Source organism: Thermoactinomyces vulgaris (assembly GCF_005886755.1).
Taxonomy (GTDB): Bacteria; Bacillota; Bacilli; order Thermoactinomycetales; family Thermoactinomycetaceae; genus Thermoactinomyces; species Thermoactinomyces vulgaris.
On record NZ_CP039710.1, the window covers coordinates 1,039,011 to 1,058,524 of the forward strand.

Consider the following 19,514-nt stretch of genomic DNA (forward strand, 5'->3'; position numbering starts at 1 on the left):
AGGGTGTTCCGTGCAAATTCAGTTGAACGGGGAGATGCAAACGGTCCCCCCTCATCTGAAAACGGTGGATGATCTCATCAAACACTTCAAACTAAACAACAAAATTCTTGTGGTGGAACACAACCGCCATGTATTGACAAGGGAAATGCATCCCACGACCCGGTTGTCGGATGGCGATTGCATTGAAATTGTTCATTTTGTCGGAGGGGGATAAGCCGGTGTTGAAAATCGGAAAACATACTTTTCAATCGCGTTTGTTTCTCGGCACAGGGAAATTTTCCAGTTTGGATGTACAAAAAAAAGCGGTGGATGTTTCCGGAACCGAGGTGTTGACTTTTGCGGTCCGCAGAATGAATCTCTTTGATCCGGAGCAACCCAACTTTTTGGAAATGCTTGATTTGAAAAAATACAAACTGCTGCCAAATACAGCAGGGGCCACAACTGCGGAAGAAGCCGTACGGATCGCCCGTTTGGCCCGGGCCTCCAACTTGTGTGATATGATTAAAGTGGAAGTGATCGGCGATTCCAAAACCTTGTTGCCTGATCCCGTTGAAACGTTAAAAGCCACCCGGATGTTGGTGGAAGAAGGATTTACCGTTCTTTCTTACACTTTGGATGATCCGGTTTTGGCCCGCAAATTGTGGGAAGCCGGGGCCCATGCGATCATGCCCGGGGGGTCGCCGATTGGTTCGGGGCAAGGGTTATTGAATCCCCTTTATCTGAAGTGGATCATTGAGAATTCGCCGGTGCCGGTGATTATCGATGCCGGAATCGGTTCGCCGAAAGATGTTGCGGAATCCATGGAATTGGGAGCGGACGGGGTGTTGCTCAACACGGCCGTATCTCAGGCGAAAGATCCGGTCAAGATGGCAGAAGCCATGAAATATGCCATTATTGCGGGAAGAATGGGGTATGAGGCCGGAAGGATCCCAAAACGGGAATATGCCAGTGCCAGCAGTCCTTCCGAGGGATTGCCGGCCAATTAAATAACTCTTTCAACGAAAAATCCCCTGGCCGGATGAATCCGGCCAGGGGGATTTCTTCTAACTATGTACCTGATGAATGGTGGGTGAGGAAAATTTCACTTTGCTTTTTACATTCCGGTAGCGGGAGATGTTCAGCAAAATGCCCAACGACACCAACTTAAACACCAGTGCCGTTCCCCCGTAACTGATCAGCGGAAGCGGAACTCCGGTCACCGGAAGCAATGCCGTGACCACGCCCAAATTGAAAATCGTTTCGATTGCAATCAAAGTGACGATCCCTGTTGCCATCAAGGTTCCAAACTGATCCGGTGCCTGGAGGGCAACCAAGATGCCGCGTACAATGAGCAAGGCAAACAAAGCGATAATGATGAACCCTCCGATAAACCCGAGTTCTTCGGCAATGATCGAGAAGATGAAATCGGTATGGGATTCCGGAAGGTAAGCCAGTTTTTGAATGCTTCTTCCAAGTCCCACTCCCGTCAAGCCGCCGGGGCCGATGGCCATCAGTGATTGCATGATTTGATACCCGTTTCCGGTCGGATCACTTAACGGATTAAGCATCGATTGAATCCGGTCGACGCGGTAGTCTCCCAACAACATGACGCCAATGAGAACGGGAAGGCCGGATAATGCCAACAAAAAAAGATGTTTCAGCCGGGCGCCGGCGCAAAAAATGATGGTGAAACATATTCCCATGATAATCACCGTTGCGCTAAAATGAGGCTGTAACATTAAGAGTCCCAAGATCAGAAACAGGACGATCAGGGGAGGGAGCAAACCACGCCGAAATTGATGCAAGACCGGTTGCTTTTTGACCATGATGGAGGACATGTAAATGATCATCCCCAGCTTGACAAATTCCGAGGGTTGAAAAGAGATGGCCCCGTAACCCAGCCAACGTTGCGCTCCGTTTCTGACCAGACCGATCATCGGGACGAGGATTAAAAAAATGAGCGAAAGGAGCAAGATCGGGCCGACCCATTTGCGGTAGGTGTGATAGGGGATATTGGAAACCGTAAAAAATAAAATCAAGCCAATCAGGGCATAGATGGATTGCTTTTTGAAAAAGTAATAGGAATCATGGATGCCCGGATCGATATATCCATTGAAATAACTGGCGCTAAAAACCATGACAAGTCCAATTCCCAACAGCAAAAAGGTGAGAAAAATCAACCAAAAGTCTGGTTTGCCACGCTTCATAGTAAAAAATCTCCTTCTGCAAAAGGTTTTGATGTTTCATGCATTATGATAGGATGAAATCCGAGCAGAGAAAAGGAGAATGGAAATCGTGATGAACAAGAAGCACCAAATACAACAAATTGATTTTGCCACCGTGTTGATCTTCATCCTGCTTGCGGCTATTAGCATTGTTGCCATATCGAGTGCGACTTACACCGGAAACCAGGATTTTTACGAAAAACAGATCATGTGGTACATAGTCGGGTTTCTCTGTATGTTCGGTGTTCTCCTGTTTGACTATAAAATTTTGTTACAAGGGAAACTCTTGTATATTTTATACGGGATCGGCATTTTCTTAAATCTGCTCGTCATGATCCCGGGCATCGGCCAGGAAGTGAACGGTGCGCAATTGTGGATCCGGATTGGCGGTTTTTCCCTGCAGCCGTCGGAGTTGATGAAAATCTTTGTTATCTTGATATTAGCAAAAATGATGTCCCGGAAAAAAGGGGAGATGTGGGAGGATTTTCATACGCTCGGAAAGAGTTTGCTGGCTGCGGGCGTCCCGTTTCTGATCATTTTGATGCAACCCGACTTGGGTACGGCACTGATCTTGTTGGCCATCACCGCAAGCATTTTACTGGTGGGCGGCTTGCACTGGAAATGGTTGGTTGGCGGCCTGACGGTGATTGCAATCATCGTCGGCTCGGTCGTTTTTCTTTACCTGACGGATTCTCCTTTGCTCCACCTCTTGTTGGCGGATCACCAAATTGAACGGATTCAAATCTTTTTGGATCCGGCATCCGACCCGACGGGAGCGGGATATCAGGCAACCCAGGCCAAAATCGCCATTGGTTCGGGAATGCTTTTGGGAAAAGGCTATCAGCAGGGAACGCAAGCTCAGGGCAACTGGATTCCGGAGCCCCACAATGATTTCATCTTTGCGGTGATTGCCGAAGAGTTCGGCTTTTTGGGTGCCGGTTTCCTGCTTGCATGTTACTTGATGTTGCTGTACCGCTTGATTCGCATTGCATTAAAATCAGCCAATTTGTTCGGAACCTGCATCGTCAGCGGAATCGTTGGTATGTTTGCTTTCCAAATATACCAGAATATTGGAATGGCGATCGGTTTGATGCCGATTACCGGTATTCCGCTTCCGTTCATCAGTTACGGAGGCACTTCCATTGTCACGCAAATGATGGCGATCGGTTTGGCATTGAATGTAGGAATGCGTTCCAAGGCGGAACAATTGCAATTTACCATTCATTAAAGGGAGGCGAATCCATGAAAATCACTTCTTTGTCACTGGATATCCGGGAAAAGGATTTTGAAGAGTATGAGGAGACTTTGATCCAAAGAGGATGGAAAAAGGTGAAAGGCCAGCACATTTATCAAAAAACATTCGGCGAGACGGAAGTGGAAATCCGGGAACATATTGCCGCATTCAGTGCCGAAGTCACGTTGAAATTGACGGCGCGAAACGAGCAGGGAATCAAACTGGACCGGATCATCCAATTGCTGCAAGAGTTGGACAAAGCTGATCACACCCCGGATCAAGAGTAAAAAAGCCGCCCTTTTCGAGGCGGTTTTTTTGTACTTTTTTTGCTTTTTGTCCCATAGAATCATAAGGGGTTCAGGAAGAGGCGGATTTTTTCTCCGGCTTTGGCAAAAACACCTTTAAAAGCGGCGGAGTCAAAACGGTGGTGATCAAGATTACTGCGACCATGACCGGAAACAGGGAGGCCGGGAACAGCTTGTTGTTTAAACCGATGCTTGCAATGATCAGCCCGACTTCTCCCCGGGCCACCATGCCGGCACCGACGGCGAAAGAATCCTTTGCCGGGAAACCGCCCAATTTCGCCCCGATGGCACCGCCAGCCAATTTGGTCAATACCGCGATGACGGTAAACACAATGATCTGAATCAAAATGGTGGCATTGACGGACTCAATTTCGGTCATTAAGCCGATACTGACGAAGAAGACCGGCACAAAAAAGGAAAAAGAAATCGTCTCCAGTTTCGGGAACAGTTCGTCCTGAAATTTGCTCGTGCTGAGTATGAGTCCGGCAAAGTATGCACCGACAATCCCGGCCAGCCCGAACATTTCGGCAAGAAAAGCATAAACGAGCGCCACGATGATGCCGATGGTCAGGATGACTTCTGTCGTCATCATTTGGTTGGCCCATTGAAATATTTTCGGAAGCGGCTTGCGGCTCAACCAGATGAATAAAAAGAAGACGATGATTTTCACAATCAATACCGGAAGCGACGGGCTGTCGTCCCCGTTTTTTCCCACAAAGCCAATGACAATGGATAACGTGATGATTCCGAGAATGTCATCCAGGACGGCCGCACCCAAAATGGTGTTGCCCGCTTTCGATTTTAAACAGCCCAATTCGCGCAACGTCTGAACCGAAATGCTGACGCTTGTCGCCACCAATGCGGTTCCGATAAAGATGGACGTGGCAAACCGGTAATCAAACCAGAGACCGCTGGCCAGTCCGCCGAGAAACGGAAAAATCACCCCGATGACCGCCACCATGGTGGAGGCAAAAGCGGCTTTTCGGAATTCCTTTAAATTTGTTTCCAGCCCGGCCAAAAACATCAACAAAATGACACCGATTTCGGCCGCTTCTTCAATAAACGCATTCATATGGATCCAGTCGAGCACCATCGGCCCTAAAAGGATGCCGGCCAAAAGTTCCCCCAGCACGGAGGGTTGCCCCCATTTTTTGCTCAGATGCCCCATGATTTTTACTGCCAGCAGGATGATTCCCAGCTCATACAAGAAGCCGAATTGTTCCAGTTTGCCGAAGTCGAAGAATTGATCTGCTAACATGGTAACCCTCCCTGTTGTTAGGATGGATTTTTTTGTTTATAAAAATACATAGGTGCCCGCTTTTTATCGCTTAGTTTTCATTTTGGTTTTTGTTAGAATAAGAGTGGGTATAGTTATTATGTGTATACAGGCTTGAGTTGAGGAGTGAAGGGTCATTGTTTGGATTATTTCTGTTGCTGTCTTTAGCCGGTTTGGTCTTGACCTTATGGGCACAGGCCAAAGTGAGGGGAAATTATTCTAAATGGTCAAAGGTGCCTGCACGATCCGGATTGACCGGTGCAGAAGTGGCGCGGCGCATTTTGGACCAAAACGGATTGTACAATGTGGCGGTTGAACCGGTACGCGGGATGTTGACGGATCATTATGATCCGGTATCCAGAGTGGTCCGGTTGTCGGAAGGAGTATACAGCTCCAGTTCCATTGCTGCCATTTCGGTGGCCGCGCATGAGTGCGGGCATGCCATTCAACATAAAGAAGCTTATGGCGCGCTTGTCCTGCGCCATCGGATGGTTCCTGTCTTAAACATCACTTCGGGATTGGCTCCTTTCTTGTTGATGGCCGGTATTTTCTTTAAAATGACGGGCATGCTTTTGCTCGGATTGATTTTCTTTTCCGTGGCTGTTTTGTTTCACCTGGTGACATTGCCGGTTGAGTTTAATGCCAGTTCCCGGGCCAAGACGATCATGGTCAGGGAAGGATTTATTAACGGAGCCTCGGAAGAAAGAGGCGTCCGCAAAGTCTTGGGAGCGGCGGCGCTCACCTATGTGGCCGGTGCGGTTGTCGCCTTGGTGGAACTGTTGCAATATGTTGCTTTATTTTTCCTGCAACAGGACGATTAAAGAAAAAACCCTCTTCGGAGGGTTTTTTTTGTGAACGGTTGATCATCTTTTCCTGTTTTTCCCTCTTTTGCCGTCTTTATGACAGAAACCGGGTACATAGTTTGAGGGCCGGATAACAATAATAATGGCAAATCAAAAGCAAAAGGGGGGAAAACAAATGAACCGAATGGCCTTGTGGATGCGTAGCTTCATGAGTTTATGCCTGGTTTTTGTATTGAGTGCGTGTGCCACTTCCCAAGAGCAAGGAGTGGACCGGGACACGCTGAGGGATGACGTGACAAGAATTGCCAACCGAAACAACATGAACGAACGTGCACAAAACTTTACCCGGATGAATGATACGGATGACAACAACTTGGCTCGTGGTGTCCGGGTTTCGGATGAAGTGGCCGGCGAAGTGGCCGGTTTGCCGGAAGTAAAAAGTGCCGCAGCTATAGTGATGGGCAAAACGGCTTATGTGGCGGTGGTTCTGGATAAAAAACGCGGAGACGGAAAGGTGACGGACCGATTAAAAGAAAAGATCACCAAACACGCCAGAGCCGTGGATCCCACTTTGCGGGATGTGTATGTTTCCGCCAACCCGGATTTCGTCAAACAAATGAATAATTATGCCAATGACTTGCGGAACGGACGTCCGGTCAGCGGATTGATCAAAAATTTAAATGATATCATTAAGAGAACATTCCCGGAAGCCAAATAAGCCTTTTTACGGATATAGACCTCTTTTGAGGTCTGTTTTTTTTATATATAATTAGGACAAAGAAGGAAATTGAAGCAGGGAGTGTCGGTTTGTGAAAAGGTTAACGCCCATGGAGATTTTCAATAAAGATTTCAAGCAATCGTTGCGGGGTTATGACATCGAAGAAGTGAACAAATTTTTGGATCAGGTGATTGCAAGTTATGAAGATGTATTGCAGGAAAATGAATATTTGAAGGAAGAAATCAAGAAGTTGAAAAGCGGTGGAAAAAAGGTGTCCCAGGCAACGGGCCGCAATGCCGCCGTTAAAAACGATGACGTGATCAGTGACATCCTCGCCCGGTTGGATCGTTTGGAGAAAATCGTCCTTCGCTAATACATAAAAACAAGTATGAAAAATGGCTGGCATCCGTATCAGATCAAAATCAATCGGTTTCCTTCGCTTTCGTCATGGATATATATTTTTATTAAAAATAATAATCAAACCTTCTTCTAAGGAGGTTTTTTGAATATTTTGCTGAATTAAAAAATAGTTTGATGAAAAAAGGGGGGCATCGATTGAGAAAAATATTGACGATGGGGATGGCAGCCATTTTTCTTTTGGCTGTGATGCTAAGCGGTTGCAGTTCAAAAGCGGATCAAGGCGACCAAACGTTGAATTTGAATATCACCGGCGAACCGACTTCCTTGGATCCGGCGCAAGCTTTTGATGAAGATTCCCTGGATATCACCCATAATCTGTTTGTCGGGCTGATGCGCCTGGACGAAAATCATCAACCGCAGCCTGCCATTGCGGAGAAAGTGGAGACCAGTGAAGACGGACGGGTCTATACCTTTACGTTGAGGCAAACCAAATGGTCCGACGGAAGTCCGCTGACCGCCCATGACTTTGAGTTTGCTTGGAAACGGGTGTTGAACCCGGAAACGGCTTCAAAAGCGGCTTTTCTGCTTTATTTTATTAAAGGAGCGGAAGCGTACAATCAAGGAAAAGCCGGTGTGGAAGGAGTCGGAGTTCAAGCGTTGGACGATGACACGTTGCGGGTGGAGCTGGAAAAGCCGACGCCTTCTTTCCTCGAACTCACTGCCTATCCGGTTTATGCCCCGGTGAGCAGGCAGGCATATGAAAAAAATCCCGACATGTTCGAAAATACCCAAAACTATGTGAGCAACGGCGCTTACCGGTTGGCTGAATGGAAGCACAACAATTATGTGAAAATAACCAAAAACGAAAATTTTTACAAAGCCAATGAAGTCAAACTGGATGGAATTCATTTTTCGGTGATTACGGATAACCAGACCGTTTATCAAATGTTTCAAACCAAAAAATTGCATGTGGCGTCCAAAAGTTCCATCCCCGGGGAGATGTTAACCCGGCTGATCGGGGAAGAGAAAGTGAAAACCATGGAAGGAAGCGGGCTTTCCTTTTTTCGGTTTAACGTGAAAGAGAAACCGTTTACCAACAAGAAGATCCGTCAAGCGTTTGCGCTGGCGGTGGACCGCAAATTGATCACGGAACAGATTGTGGGAAGCGGGGAAGAGCCGGCATACGCTTATGTCGCTCCTTCCGTGCCGGACAATTTCCGCAAGGAAGGGGGAAATCTGATTTCGGACGGCCAGTATGAAAAGGCACGGCAACTCTTGGCTGAAGGGATGAAAGAAGAAGGATGGGACCGGTTGCCGACGGTGACGCTTATGTACAGTAATGCCACTGACAAAAACAAAAAAGTGGTGGAAGCCGTACAGGAAATGTACCGCAAACATCTGGGCGTGGAAATTCAATTGCAAGCCAAGGAGAAAAAGGTCTATTATGCCGATCAGGAAAACACCCGGTTTGTGATGAGCACCTCCAGTTTCTTGGCAGATTACAACGATGCTTATAATTACTTGGAAAGTTTCCAAACAGGTCATCCGATGAACCGAACCAATTGGAGCAATGAAAAATATGATGCGCTTCTCAAGCAGGCTTCCGAAACGGCTGATCCTGAATCAAGAAAGAAACTGCTGCATGAAGCGGAGGCGATCTTGTTTGAGGAAATGCCGGTATTCCCGCTTTACTATTACAACACGGCATATATGGAACAGCCGGGAGTCAAAGGAATCATCCGCCATCCGGTCGGCCCGAAAGATTATACGCATGCCGAAGTGAATTAAACCCTCTTGGCATCCGGAAGTCCCAAGTGGATTTTTTTTACAAAGTAATTTTGCTTGAAACACACATACTAAGGACAGATCCGGACCGTTTGGAGGGTAATGATGGAGAATCGAGACAATCAATTTCAAAAGCAAGAAGAACGTCAGGAAGAACGTATGGAAAATCGCACCTATCAGGAAAACAATCACAATCCTCAGCTGGATGAAGAGGTGGCACAGGAGGTTGCTCCCAATCCGGCTCTGGCGAAGGACAGAAGGGAGAACAATAAAAGAAAGGAAGAGGCGGGAGGATTCGGCATTGGTTTAACCGCCTTGATTCTGTCCGTTCTTTCATTTTTTGTCTGGCCGTTTGTTTTATCCATTGCCGGGATTATTGTAGGGATTTTTGCCGTTCGGAGAAGAAGTGCTTTAGGATGGTGGGCGATTGCAGTCGGGATCGTTGCCCTGATCGTCGCACTCTTTTTATTTCCGTTCCGACTACTTTTTTAATCACGTCCGGATCAGGTGAACAAGCCTTTCTGAAAAAGAAAGGCTTGTTCTTATGATAGGAATATGTTATAATTTAAAGTGAAATTAGCGGATGTAGTTCAATGGTAGAACACTAGCTTCCCAAGCTAGGAACGCGGGTTCGATTCCCGTCATCCGCTCCAGTTTATTTTCTGAACGGACTGGAAGCGCTTTTAGGAAATGCACAAAAAAGAGGGAATTATCCTGGAACCCCCTCCGAAATAAAAGCAGAGGCATTACTGTTTTCAGTAGTGCCTTTTTTATTTGATTTCAGAAAAAGTAGCCAAGGGTGCGCCCGATCGAATAAAATAATAAAAATAGCGAAGAAGGAGGGGCTTGCATGCAGGAAATACAATATATCCGTGAGCAATTTACGCGTGAAGAAGATGAAGTGCTCAAGTCGATCAGCGCCGGGTTAGAAAAACAAGGGTTCCCGCAAATATCCGTGCCGCCGGAAGTCGGAAAAATGTTACATATGCTTGTTAAGATTTCCAATGCATCCTGTATTTTGGAAATCGGTGCATTGGGGGGCTACAGCACGATCTGGATGGCCAGGGCGTTGCCGGAGCATGGGAAAATTATTTCGTTGGAGTTAAAGGAGGAGCATGCACAATTTGCCCGCGAGAATATTGCCAAGGCGGGGCTCAGTGAACAGGTTGAATTGATCGTCGGCGATGCTTTGGAAAGTTTAAATCAATTGGAGAAAGAACAAAAACGGTTTGATTTCTTTTTTATTGATGCGGACAAGCTGAATTACCCGAACTATCTGGAGAAAGCCATCCGTCTGTCAAATCCGGGGGCCGTGATCACTGCGGACAATTTATTTCTTCGCGGCCGGGTGTTTGATGAGAAAAATCAGGCGCCTTCTCCGGTGACCATGCGCCGGTTTCACCAGCAGATCGCCTCGGATGACCGCTTGGAGTCCCTGATTCTTCCACTGGGTGATGGTTTGGGCGTTTGCCGGGTAAAGGGGTCCCGTTAAAGTTAAAAAAGGAACCCGAATTTTCCGGATTCCACGGTTTCTGTCTGATTCTAATTTTTCTGTGCCGAGCCGGACTTCACAAGAAAACGAGCCATCCATTCATCTGATTTTCGGGCGATGTTCGGATATCGTTTCCGAAGTTTGAGTACGATTCGTGCTGCCCAAGGAGTGGTTTTGGAAAGCAATGCCAATCCGATAAATGTGAACAAAAATCCTTGGAGAAATGGTGCGAAAAAACCAATGATTCCCAATATTAAAAAGGTCCAACCGAGAATGTTTGTCCAAAGTGTTTTCATGTGATGTTCAAACCCCTTCAGCCCGTTAATATATTTTTAGTATATCCCAGACCTCCGGGAATCAAAATGAAGTTTTTTTGGCAAATGTAACATAAATATGACCGTGACGAAGGGGGCAAAATGATGAGTTGTTTGGAAGAAATTTTGTCATATAATGAGAGGTTTGTAAAAAATAAACAATATGAAAGTTACACCACGGACAAATATCCCAATAAACGGTTATTGATTGTTACTTGCATGGATACCCGGTTGACGGAGTTGTTGCCCAAAGCCCTGAATTTGAGAAACGGGGATGCCAAAATTCTCAAGACGGCCGGTGCATTCATATCGGAACCGTATGGAAGCCTGATGCGAAGCCTTTTGGTGGGCGTAACGCTTTTAAAAGTGGAAGAAGTGATGGTGATTGGTCATCATGACTGCGGGCTGGTCGGTTTGACGGGCGAGCGGGTGCTTGAAAAATTAAAAGAGAGAGGAATCACCGAAGAGAAAGCGGATGAAATAGAAAAACAAGGAGTGGATGCCGCGAAATGGTTGTCCGGCATTCAAAGTGTGGAAGAAGGCGTGATGGAAAGTGTCCGTTTGATCCGAAACCATCCTTTTTTTCCCCGGGATGTGTTGATCCATGGCTTAACCATCGATCCCGAAACGGGAAAATTGGAAGTGGTTGATGACGGTCGGAAAAAATAATCTTCTTCTTTTCAGCAAAAACTGATAAAATATGTGGTAATTAAAAGGAGGCACTGCTTATGGCACTGGCTACTTTTGGAGCTGGATGTTTTTGGGGGGTTGAAGAGGTGTTCCGCCAAATTCCCGGTGTGAAAAACACCACTGTGGGTTACATGGGTGGAACCACGGAAAACCCGACGTATGAAGAAGTTTGCACGGATCAAACCGGCCATGCCGAAGTGGTTCAGGTCGAGTATGATCCGGAACAAGTCACCTATGAAGATTTGCTGGATGTATTCTGGAATAATCACAATCCGACGACACTGAACCGTCAGGGCCCTGATGTGGGAACCCAGTACCGTTCGGTCATTTTTTACCATACAGATGAACAAAAGCAGGCTGCGGAAGCGTCGAAAAAACAATTGGATCAATCCGGCAAATGGAAAGATCCGATTGTGACACAGATTGAACCAGCCGGCACTTTTTGGCGTGCGGAAGAATATCATCAACGTTACTTGCAAAAACGCGGCTTAAATGCCTGCCATTTATAATCAGAGAGAAAAGGCGCTGACATCGGGCGCCTTTTTCTGTAAGGAAGTGAAGCGTGTGAAAGAAATGGTTGTCAAAGGCAAAGTCGTGGATGGTATGACCCGTTGTATCCATTACCATTCGGAGTTGGATATCATAGCGGTTAAGTTTGCCTGTTGCGGGCAATACTATCCATGCTATTTTTGTCATCAGGAAGCGGAGAATCATCCGGTCATTCGCTGGTCGGTCCGCCATCTGCATGAAAAAGCGGTCTTCTGCGGTGTGTGCCGGCATGAAATGACCCTGAAGGAGTATTTGCAGGGGACGGGAGCTTGTCCCTCTTGCCGCGCCAAGTTTAATCCGGGTTGCCGGAAACACTGGCAATATTATTTCGACAGGTCTTTGCTATCTTGTATCCGAACAGAAGTTTGAACAAAACAGGCGGATCTCCCGGCACCTGAATGGATGGCAGGTGTTTTGTTTTGTGTTAGAATGATGGAGTTATGAAAACAGGCATTCTTGTACAGCAGAAAGGAGGGGGGATCGGTGGTTTATTTGGATAACAGTGCAACGACCCAAACCGATCCGGCTGTGATTAAGGTCATGGGGGATGTCATGCGCGAAGTGTACGGAAATCCCTCTTCATTGCACGGTATCGGAGTGAAAGCCGAGCGGTTGCTGCAGCAGGCGCGCAAAGTGATTGCCGATCAACTCGGCGGATCGCCGCAGGAAATCATTTTTACTTCGGGAGGAACCGAAGCCAATAACATGGTGATTCGCGGAATTGCCGAATCTTACCGCAACCGGGGAAACCACATCATCACGAGCCAGGTTGAACATCCGTCTGTGTATGATGTTTTTCAGTACCTGAAACAAAAAGGGTGGAAAGTCACTTTTCTGCCTGTGAATGAAAAGGGGCAAGTGAGGACCGAAGACGTCAAAGCCGCTTTGACCGATGAAACGGTTCTGGTTTCCATCATGCATGTCAATAATGAGACGGGAAGCATTCAACCAGTCGGGGAAATCGGGGAATTATTAAAATCTTATCCCAAAGTGATGTTTCATGTGGATGCGGTCCAATCTTTCGGGAAGATCCCGCTGAAACCGGCCGATGCCCATATCGACTTTTTAACCATGTCCGGCCACAAGATTCACGGACCGAAAGGCATTGGTTGTTTATATAAACGGAAAAACCTGACCCTTCCGCCGCTTTTGATCGGCGGGGGACAAGAACAGGGATTTCGCTCGGGAACCGAAAATGTCCCGGCTGTTGCCGGCCTGGCCAAAGCGGTGGTGATGGCTGGCCAATCGGAGAAAGATTTTATCCAAAAATGCCAACGATGGAAAGAAATGCTCTTGGAGCGGGTGAAAGAGTTAAACGGTGTGAAAGTGAACGGAGATACGTCTTCCCGCGGTGGAGCCCCGTATATTTTAAACTTGTCTTTCCCTGGACTGAAGTCCGAGGTGGTGGTTCATGCCTTGGAAAAAGAAAAGGTTTATGTCTCCAGCAAATCAGCCTGCTCCTCGAAAAAAGAAGAGCCTTCCAGAGTGTTGAAAGCGATGGGGTTGACCGATCTGGAAGCGATCGGTTCCATCCGGATCAGCATGGGGAGGATGAACACGGACGAAGATATCCGCCGATGCGGCGATGCACTGGTGCGTGTCATCCCGGAATTACAACAAGTCATGAAGGTGCATAAAGGATGAAAAAGAACTGTATATTGTTGCGATATGGAGAGCTTGCATTAAAAGGCAAAAATAAAAAAGAATTTGAGAATCAGTTGGTGAACAACATCCGCCAAAAAGTGAAACGGTTTCCGGGCACGGTGGTGACCAAAAGTCCGGGCCGGATTTATATTGACCTGAGTGAAGAACACTTCGAGCCGGTCATTCAGGCTTGTTCGGAAATTTTCGGTCTGGTGGGGATCAGTCCCGCCATCCGGGTGGAGAAGGATTGGGAAAAAATCAAAGAGGCGGCATTGGCGCTGTTGAGTGAACAAAAGGAACGGGTGCACACGTTTAAGATCAATGCGAAACGGGCCGATAAGCAATTTCCCATCCCCTCCCAGGAGATGAATCACCGGTTGGGCGGATTTTTGCTGGCCAAGCTGCCGCATTTGAAAGTCGACGTCCACGATCCGGATCTGACATTGTTTGTGGAAGTGCGGAAAGAACATGCTTATGTATATGGCGAGGATCTCCCTGGCTTGGGCGGTTTGCCGGTTGGAGTCAGCGGAAGGGTTTTGTTGATGCTCTCCGGAGGGATCGACAGCCCGGTCGCCGGATATCTGGCGCTGAAACGGGGCGTGGAGCTGCAGGCAATTCATTTTCACAGTTATCCGTATACCAGCGAACGGGCCAAACAAAAAGTGATCGACCTGGCCAAAATCTTAACCCGTTACGGGGGACACATCCGGTTGCATGTGGTTCCGTTCACCGAGATCCAAACGGAGATCAACAAGCATTGTTATGAATCGTACAGCATCACCATTATGCGCCGCTTTATGTTCCGCATCGCGGAGCAAATCGCCAAAAAACACAAAGCGTTGGCGCTGGTGACCGGAGAAAGTCTCGGCCAGGTGGCCAGCCAGACACTGGAAAGCATGCAAACGATTAATGCCGTAACGACAATGCCCGTACTAAGGCCGCTGGTGGGGATGGATAAACAGGAAATTATGTCCATCTCCAAGCGTATAGATACTTATGAAACTTCCATTTTGCCGTATGAAGATTGTTGTACGGTTTTTCTCCCGAAAGCACCGAAAACCAAGCCTCATCTGGACGTGGCCGAAAGGCAGGAGCGTTTGCTGGATGTGGAACGGTTGATCCAAGAAGCCGTGGAAAACACGGAAATCATCGACTTGCGCCCGGAAGATGAAGAAGAATTTTCCTACTTTTAAGGTTGCGTTTGGCATGCGGTTTCCGTTCCGCATGCCAAACGGTCAAAACAAACATGACCGAAACGGGGGTCCGATGTATGATTCCATTTCAAGAGGAAGTATACCGATTGACAAAAAAATTGGTTGAACACCCCAGTATTGTCGGAACTTTCGGTGAACGGGACATGGCTTATCTGATTTATGAAATATTGCAAGAGACCCCTTATTTTCAAGAACATCCGGAGTATTTGCAGATGACGCCGACCCGGCAGGATGACCTGGAAAGATATAATGTGCTCGCTTTGCTGAAAGGCGGCAAAGAGAATGAAAGCGAAACCGTGATATTGATGGGGCACATGGATACGGTGGGAGTGGAAGATTACGGGAAGTGGATGAATCTTGCTTTTTCGCCGGAACAATTATTGGAAGAGTGGAAAAAGAGCAAACTGCCGGAAGAAGTGAAAAAAGATCTTGACACCGAAGATTACATCGGCGGACGCGGGGTGCTGGACATGAAAAGCGGGATTGCCATTCATTTGGCGATTGTCCGGTACTTTGCCCGGAACCGGCATTTATTGAATGGGAATTTGCTGTTTGTGGCCGCTTGTGATGAAGAACGGAATTCGCGCGGGATCCTGTCTGCCCTTTCCGATATCTTGAAATGGGGAAGGGAAGAAAATCTTACTTATATTGCGGCAATCAATTCGGATTACACATCGCCCCGATTTCCGGGGGATCGCGACCGCTATATTTATCTGGGGACGGTCGGTAAATTGTTGCCGGCTTTTTATATCGTGGGCAAGGAGACCCATGTGGGGCAGGCATTTGAAGGATTTGATCCCAACTTGATTGCGTCGGAGTTAACGGCGCGAATCGATTACCAAACCGATTTGTGCGATGAAATGTTTGGCGAAATTACTTTGCCCCCGGTTTCATTGAAACAAACGGACCTAAAAAAACAATATGATGTGCAAACGCCCAAAACCGCACTGGTCTACTATAATTTTTTCGTTCACAGTTGGTCGCCGAGGGATGTGCTGGAAAAGTTGAAGCAGGTGGCTATTGACGCCTTTGAATCAGCCGTCATGAAGTTTCGGGGCCGGTCGCGCCGGTATCATGAATTGAGACGCCGTCCGTACCGGGACATTGACTGGAAGCCGCGTGTTTATACATATGAGGAGTTTTACCGGAAATGCCGGGAAAAACACGGACAGGAATTCGAACAGGAAGTCTTGCGATTGACCCGTAACATGCTGAATCAGGAAAACATGGATGTCCGCGAGCATTCGCTGCGGATGGTGGAGGAGTTGTGGAAATGGGGCGGCGACGATGAACCGGCGGTGATTCTTTTTTATGCGGCTCCTTATATTCCCCGTGTGGTTTTAAATGAAAAAGATCCGCGTGATCTCCGCCTGATCCGGGCCGTAGAAAAATCGGTCAAAGAGATTGAGCCTTTGCAGGAGAAAAAGATCAAAGTGCGCAAATTTTTTCCGTACATTTCGGATATGAGCTTTGTGGCAATGAGCGATGATGAACGGGAAATTCAAACGTTTGAAAAAAACATGCCGGTGTGGGGGGCAAAATACCATATGGACATGGAGGCCATCCGGCAGCTGGATGTCCCGGTGATCAACATCGGCCCTTACGGAAAAGACGCTCACAAAAAATGGGAACGGTTGGAAATTTCCTATTCGATGCAATGGGTCCCCAACTTGACCGTGCGTGTGATACGGTATCTTTTCAATTCTGTGGATGCTTTTTGACAACGTCTCATCGGATGAAAATTTGTGTTATCGTATAAAGGAGCAGATACCGAAAAGGAGAGTCGACATGGATACGAGTTGGATGGAGCCTGCCTTATGGCTTGCTTTTTTTAATATTATCATCATCGATTTGATTTTGAGCGGGGATAACGCGGTTGTGATCGGGATGGCTGCACGCAAACTGCCGCCGGCACAAAGGAAAAAAGCGATCGTGTTCGGTGCGGGTATCGCCGTGTTGTTACGGTCCACCCTGACGGTCGTGGCCGCATATTTGTTGAACATTCCTCTGTTGATGACCGTGGGCGGAATCTTGTTGATTGGCATTGCGGTGAAATTATTGGTTGAGGAAGATGACGGAGTGGATGTCCATGCCGGGGACACTTTGAAAAGTGCCATTAAAACCATCATCATCGCTGATGTGGTGATGAGTCTGGATAATGTATTGGCAGTTGCCGGCGCTTCCCACGGGAATGTTTTTCTCGTATTGATGGGACTGGCATTGAGCATTCCGATCATCATGTGGGGAAGCAATATCATTGCCGGATTGCTGAACCGGTTTCCCTGGCTGCTCTATGTCGGAGCCGCCGTACTCGGGTACACGGGCGGACAATTGATCGTGGAAGACCCGTTCGTTCATCAATTGCTGGCCGGGCTGGATGTCTTGAACATGATCATCCCGGTGGCGCTGGCAGCGATTGTCGTTATCAGCGGCTATGCGTGGAAACATAGAACCAAAACAGTGTAAATCAAAAGCCGGCTTGTCCGTTGTTGCGGATGAGCCGGCTTTTTCCGGTTAAAAGGAGCCAATCTTTTTTGGCTGGGGAAGCAGGATTCGAACCTGCGCATCACGGAGTCAAAGTCCGTTGCCTTACCACTTGGCTATTCCCCATTGCTTTCATTCTTAGAATGGATCCATCCGGACCGTTTTATACATCGCACAAGGCATAAAAGAGAAAAAAATCGAAAACAAATAAAATCAAAAAAATGACAAAATTCAGGAGGATATTCCCTTTTAAAGGGGAAATTGTAAAAATATGTCGTTTGCATGGGGAAAGGGGTATTCAGCGTGGACATAGCTTCTTACATCAATCAATTGTTGCATCAGGCCGTGCAGCTCCGGGCAAGTGATGTCCATATTGAACCGCAACAGGATGCATTGCGCATCCGCATGCGGGTGGACGGACAATTGACGGAGACCGGAAGGGTGGATCTCTTCCATGCGACAGCGATTGTCTCAAGGATCAAAGTGATGAGCCGGTTGGATATCGGGGAAAAACGCCTTCCGCAGGACGGGGTTTTTGTTTTTGAGCGGAACAAACAACCGCTTGAGATCAGGGTATCCACCCTGCCGACGATTTACGGGGAGAAAGTGGTGATGCGGCTTCTTCGCCTTCGCGAGAATCCTTTCACCATGGAAGAGTTGGGGATGGAGAGCGACCAGCAACAAAAAGTGAGGCATCTGTTAAGCAAGAACAGCGGCCTCATGGTTGTCACCGGCCCCACTGGCTCAGGCAAAACCACGACGCTTTACACCTTGTTGCAGACATTGAATCAAAACCGGACCAACATTGTTTCTTTGGAAGATCCGGTTGAATTGCAACTGGACGGGATCAATCAAGTGCAGATCCATCCCAAATCCGGCCTCACTTATGCCTGCGCATTGCGGGCGGTGATGAGGCAAGATCCGGATGTGATCATGATCGGGGAAATCCGGGATGAGGAAGTGGCAAAGATTGCCGTGAGTGCCGCATTGACCGGCCATCTGGTTTTGACGACGTTACACACGCCCGATGCGGCGGGAGCCGTGATACGTTTGCTTGATTTGAAAGTGGAACCGTACCGCCTGGCCGCATCGCTCATTGGGGTGATTGCGCAAAGGCTCGTGCGGCGGATCTGCACCGGCTGTGGCGGTGAGGGGTGCCATCATTGCCGGCAAACCGGGTACCAGGGAAGAACGGGAATCTTTGAAGTGCTGGAGATGAGTGATGATCTGGCCGGGCAGATTGCCCGTCAAAATACATGGATGAAAATTCGCAAGACGATGAAAGATTCGGGGATGAAAACGCTGGAAGACAGGATGAAGGAGTATGTCCGTCAAGGCGAAACGACACTGGAAGAACGGGTGAGGAAGGTCGATGGGGATGTTGTGGATAAGGAAACGGTGGAATGCGGAGCAGTACATGGTGTTTAGCCAACAAATGGGACATCTGTTGGAAAGCGGAATACCATTATTGGCCTGTTTGGAATTGCTGGCGGCACAACGTTTGATCGACGAACCGGTTTATCAACGGCTGAACGGGTTGCTGCAAAAAGGGCAATCGTTGTCCGCTGCTTTGAAAAAACTCAATTTTCCGCCGATTTACATCGCCTTTGTGCGGGCGGCGGAAGAACACGGGGATTACGTATCGGGGTTTAAGCGCTGTGCTTCTTACTATGCAACTAAAGCCAATTGGCAGCGGGAAGTCAAAAAAGCATGCACTTATCCGGCGATCGTTTTTCTCCTTGCCGTTTGCGCTTTTGTCTTTATGTTTGCAGTGGTGATGCCGAGGTTTTCCCATCTGTATGCATCCATGAATATTTCCATGCCGCTGGTTACACGCCGTTTGTTTCGGGTTTATGATGCGATGCCGCAGCTTTTGGCAGGGGGGATGCTTCTCATCCTTCTGGTGGTGGCCGTGGGTTTCATCCTTCGGTTGAGCCCTTTTCCGGTCCGGGTTTGGTGGGGAGCCTGCTGGATCCGTTTGCCGTTGGTCCGGCAGATTTGCCGGTACCGGCACACTCATTTTTTGACCATTCAGCTGTCTTCTCTTTTAAAAGCCGGGGTTTCGTTGGTGGATGCCCTGCAGTTGATCCAAAAACACACACCATGGCCGGTGCTCGTTCACTACCTGAACCGGGTGAACAAAGAACTGTTGACGGGGAAATCTTTTGCTGGTGCCTTGAGCCAAAAGGGCAAATATTTCTTTTTGCCTTCTTTGCCCCGGTTGGTTGCCATTGCCGAAGAATCGGGGAAATTGGTGGAAACCTTGACCAATCTGGCGGACGGGACCGAAATGATGATCCGTTACAAGTTGGAACGGGTGGCCAAAAGCATTGAGCCTGTTTGTATTTTTGTGATCGGCCTTATGATTGCAGTCTCGGTGGTTGCTTTGTTTTTGCCGGTTGTAAAACTGGTGCAGGCGATCTGAAAAAACGAAAGGGGGAG

Annotated in this window: 22 protein-coding genes and 2 tRNA genes; 20 read left to right on the forward strand and 4 right to left on the reverse strand. The window is 47.9% G+C overall.

What is annotated here, in order from left to right; genetic code table 11:
• Positions 1–10: 10 nt before the first annotated feature.
• Together thiS and FA954_RS05375 are read left to right on the forward strand one after the other, a co-directional pair.
• Positions 11–214, forward strand: coding sequence for a sulfur carrier protein ThiS (thiS, locus tag FA954_RS05370; RefSeq protein ID WP_037994479.1), 204 nt, complete (start codon positions 11–13; stop codon positions 212–214).
• A gap of 4 nt (positions 215–218) precedes the next feature.
• Entirely contained in the window at positions 219–986 is a 768-nt protein-coding gene (locus tag FA954_RS05375) for a thiazole synthase (protein ID WP_037994477.1), read from the forward strand.
• A gap of 57 nt (positions 987–1,043) precedes the next feature.
• Here the strand turns inward: FA954_RS05375 and ftsW are convergent, their stop codons facing one another.
• On the reverse strand, positions 1,044–2,186 hold the full coding sequence (gene ftsW, locus FA954_RS05380) for a putative lipid II flippase FtsW (RefSeq protein WP_049720336.1): 1,143 nt from the start codon (positions 2,184–2,186) through the stop codon (positions 1,044–1,046).
• Positions 2,187–2,277: 91 nt separating this feature from the next.
• Between ftsW and rodA the strand changes: the two genes are divergently transcribed.
• Together rodA and FA954_RS05390 are read left to right on the forward strand one after the other, a co-directional pair.
• Positions 2,278–3,432, forward strand: a complete 1,155-nt coding sequence (gene rodA, locus FA954_RS05385) for a rod shape-determining protein RodA (RefSeq protein ID WP_037994684.1) — start codon at positions 2,278–2,280, stop codon at positions 3,430–3,432.
• Between the two features lie 14 nt (positions 3,433–3,446).
• Positions 3,447–3,725: a hypothetical protein gene (locus tag FA954_RS05390; RefSeq protein WP_037994475.1), complete on the forward strand. Its 279-nt coding sequence runs from the start codon at positions 3,447–3,449 to the stop codon at positions 3,723–3,725.
• 70 nt (positions 3,726–3,795) lie between these two features.
• On the opposite strand, the gene FA954_RS05395 is transcribed toward FA954_RS05390, so the two are convergent.
• Positions 3,796–5,001 (reverse strand): cation:proton antiporter, encoded by a 1,206-nt coding sequence (locus tag FA954_RS05395; protein ID WP_049720334.1) that lies wholly within the window; start codon positions 4,999–5,001, stop codon positions 3,796–3,798.
• A 155-nt stretch (positions 5,002–5,156) separates the two neighbouring features.
• Between FA954_RS05395 and FA954_RS05400 the strand changes: the two genes are divergently transcribed.
• The 7 genes from FA954_RS05400 to FA954_RS05430 all read left to right on the forward strand — a co-directional run bounded on the left by FA954_RS05400 (position 5,157) and on the right by FA954_RS05430 (position 10,177).
• A complete protein-coding gene (locus tag FA954_RS05400; protein WP_049720333.1) occupies positions 5,157–5,840 on the forward strand; it encodes a zinc metallopeptidase in 684 nt (227 codons plus the stop codon).
• A gap of 157 nt (positions 5,841–5,997) precedes the next feature.
• A complete protein-coding gene (locus FA954_RS05405) occupies positions 5,998–6,540 on the forward strand; it encodes a YhcN/YlaJ family sporulation lipoprotein (protein WP_052186848.1) in 543 nt (180 codons plus the stop codon).
• 91 nt (positions 6,541–6,631) lie between these two features.
• Entirely contained in the window at positions 6,632–6,913 is a 282-nt protein-coding gene (locus FA954_RS05410; RefSeq protein WP_049720331.1) for a DivIVA domain-containing protein, read from the forward strand.
• Between the two features lie 182 nt (positions 6,914–7,095).
• Positions 7,096–8,688 carry a peptide ABC transporter substrate-binding protein gene (locus tag FA954_RS05415; protein ID WP_175413174.1) on the forward strand — a complete coding sequence of 531 codons (1,593 nt, stop codon included), beginning with the start codon at positions 7,096–7,098 and terminating at the stop codon, positions 8,686–8,688.
• 102 nt (positions 8,689–8,790) lie between these two features.
• Positions 8,791–9,177 carry a DUF308 domain-containing protein gene (locus FA954_RS05420; protein WP_049720329.1) on the forward strand — a complete coding sequence of 129 codons (387 nt, stop codon included), beginning with the start codon at positions 8,791–8,793 and terminating at the stop codon, positions 9,175–9,177.
• 87 nt (positions 9,178–9,264) lie between these two features.
• A tRNA-Gly gene (locus FA954_RS05425) sits at positions 9,265–9,338 on the forward strand.
• A gap of 197 nt (positions 9,339–9,535) precedes the next feature.
• Complete coding sequence (locus FA954_RS05430; protein ID WP_037997167.1) at positions 9,536–10,177, forward strand: O-methyltransferase; 642 nt, start codon at positions 9,536–9,538, stop codon at positions 10,175–10,177.
• Between the two features lie 50 nt (positions 10,178–10,227).
• Here FA954_RS05430 and FA954_RS14080 read toward each other — a convergent pair whose 3' ends face one another.
• A complete protein-coding gene (locus FA954_RS14080; protein WP_037997165.1) occupies positions 10,228–10,473 on the reverse strand; it encodes a PGPGW domain-containing protein in 246 nt (81 codons plus the stop codon).
• A gap of 123 nt (positions 10,474–10,596) precedes the next feature.
• Between FA954_RS14080 and FA954_RS05440 the strand changes: the two genes are divergently transcribed.
• The 7 genes from FA954_RS05440 to FA954_RS05470 all read left to right on the forward strand — a co-directional run bounded on the left by FA954_RS05440 (position 10,597) and on the right by FA954_RS05470 (position 17,054).
• Positions 10,597–11,160, forward strand: coding sequence for a beta-class carbonic anhydrase (locus FA954_RS05440; RefSeq protein ID WP_037997162.1), 564 nt, complete (start codon positions 10,597–10,599; stop codon positions 11,158–11,160).
• A gap of 59 nt (positions 11,161–11,219) precedes the next feature.
• The gene (msrA, locus tag FA954_RS05445; protein WP_037997160.1) at positions 11,220–11,690 is read left to right on the forward strand and encodes a peptide-methionine (S)-S-oxide reductase MsrA; all 471 of its coding nucleotides are present in this window, start codon (positions 11,220–11,222) and stop codon (positions 11,688–11,690) included.
• Between the two features lie 64 nt (positions 11,691–11,754).
• On the forward strand, positions 11,755–12,099 hold the full coding sequence (locus FA954_RS05450) for a CHY zinc finger protein (protein ID WP_037997175.1): 345 nt from the start codon (positions 11,755–11,757) through the stop codon (positions 12,097–12,099).
• 114 nt (positions 12,100–12,213) lie between these two features.
• Positions 12,214–13,374, forward strand: a complete 1,161-nt coding sequence (locus tag FA954_RS05455) for a cysteine desulfurase family protein (RefSeq protein WP_037997157.1) — start codon at positions 12,214–12,216, stop codon at positions 13,372–13,374.
• Positions 13,371–14,567, forward strand: coding sequence for a tRNA uracil 4-sulfurtransferase ThiI (thiI, locus tag FA954_RS05460; protein WP_037997154.1), 1,197 nt, complete (start codon positions 13,371–13,373; stop codon positions 14,565–14,567). The genes FA954_RS05455 and thiI overlap by 4 nt, the downstream gene beginning before the upstream one ends.
• Before the next feature lie 77 nt (positions 14,568–14,644).
• The gene (locus FA954_RS05465) at positions 14,645–16,309 is read left to right on the forward strand and encodes a M20/M25/M40 family metallo-hydrolase (RefSeq protein ID WP_049720405.1); all 1,665 of its coding nucleotides are present in this window, start codon (positions 14,645–14,647) and stop codon (positions 16,307–16,309) included.
• A 67-nt stretch (positions 16,310–16,376) separates the two neighbouring features.
• Complete coding sequence (locus FA954_RS05470) at positions 16,377–17,054, forward strand: TerC family protein (RefSeq protein ID WP_231564635.1); 678 nt, start codon at positions 16,377–16,379, stop codon at positions 17,052–17,054.
• 69 nt (positions 17,055–17,123) lie between these two features.
• Here FA954_RS05470 and FA954_RS05475 read toward each other — a convergent pair.
• A tRNA-Gln gene (locus FA954_RS05475) sits at positions 17,124–17,198 on the reverse strand.
• A 177-nt stretch (positions 17,199–17,375) separates the two neighbouring features.
• Here FA954_RS05475 and FA954_RS05480 point away from each other — a divergent pair.
• Both FA954_RS05480 and FA954_RS05485 read left to right on the forward strand, forming a co-directional pair.
• Positions 17,376–18,500, forward strand: a complete 1,125-nt coding sequence (locus FA954_RS05480; protein ID WP_165489735.1) for a GspE/PulE family protein — start codon at positions 17,376–17,378, stop codon at positions 18,498–18,500.
• A complete protein-coding gene (locus tag FA954_RS05485) occupies positions 18,451–19,497 on the forward strand; it encodes a type II secretion system F family protein (RefSeq protein WP_175413175.1) in 1,047 nt (348 codons plus the stop codon). Before FA954_RS05480 ends, FA954_RS05485 begins: the two co-directional genes overlap by 50 nt.
• The last annotated feature ends 17 nt before the right edge of the window (positions 19,498–19,514 follow it).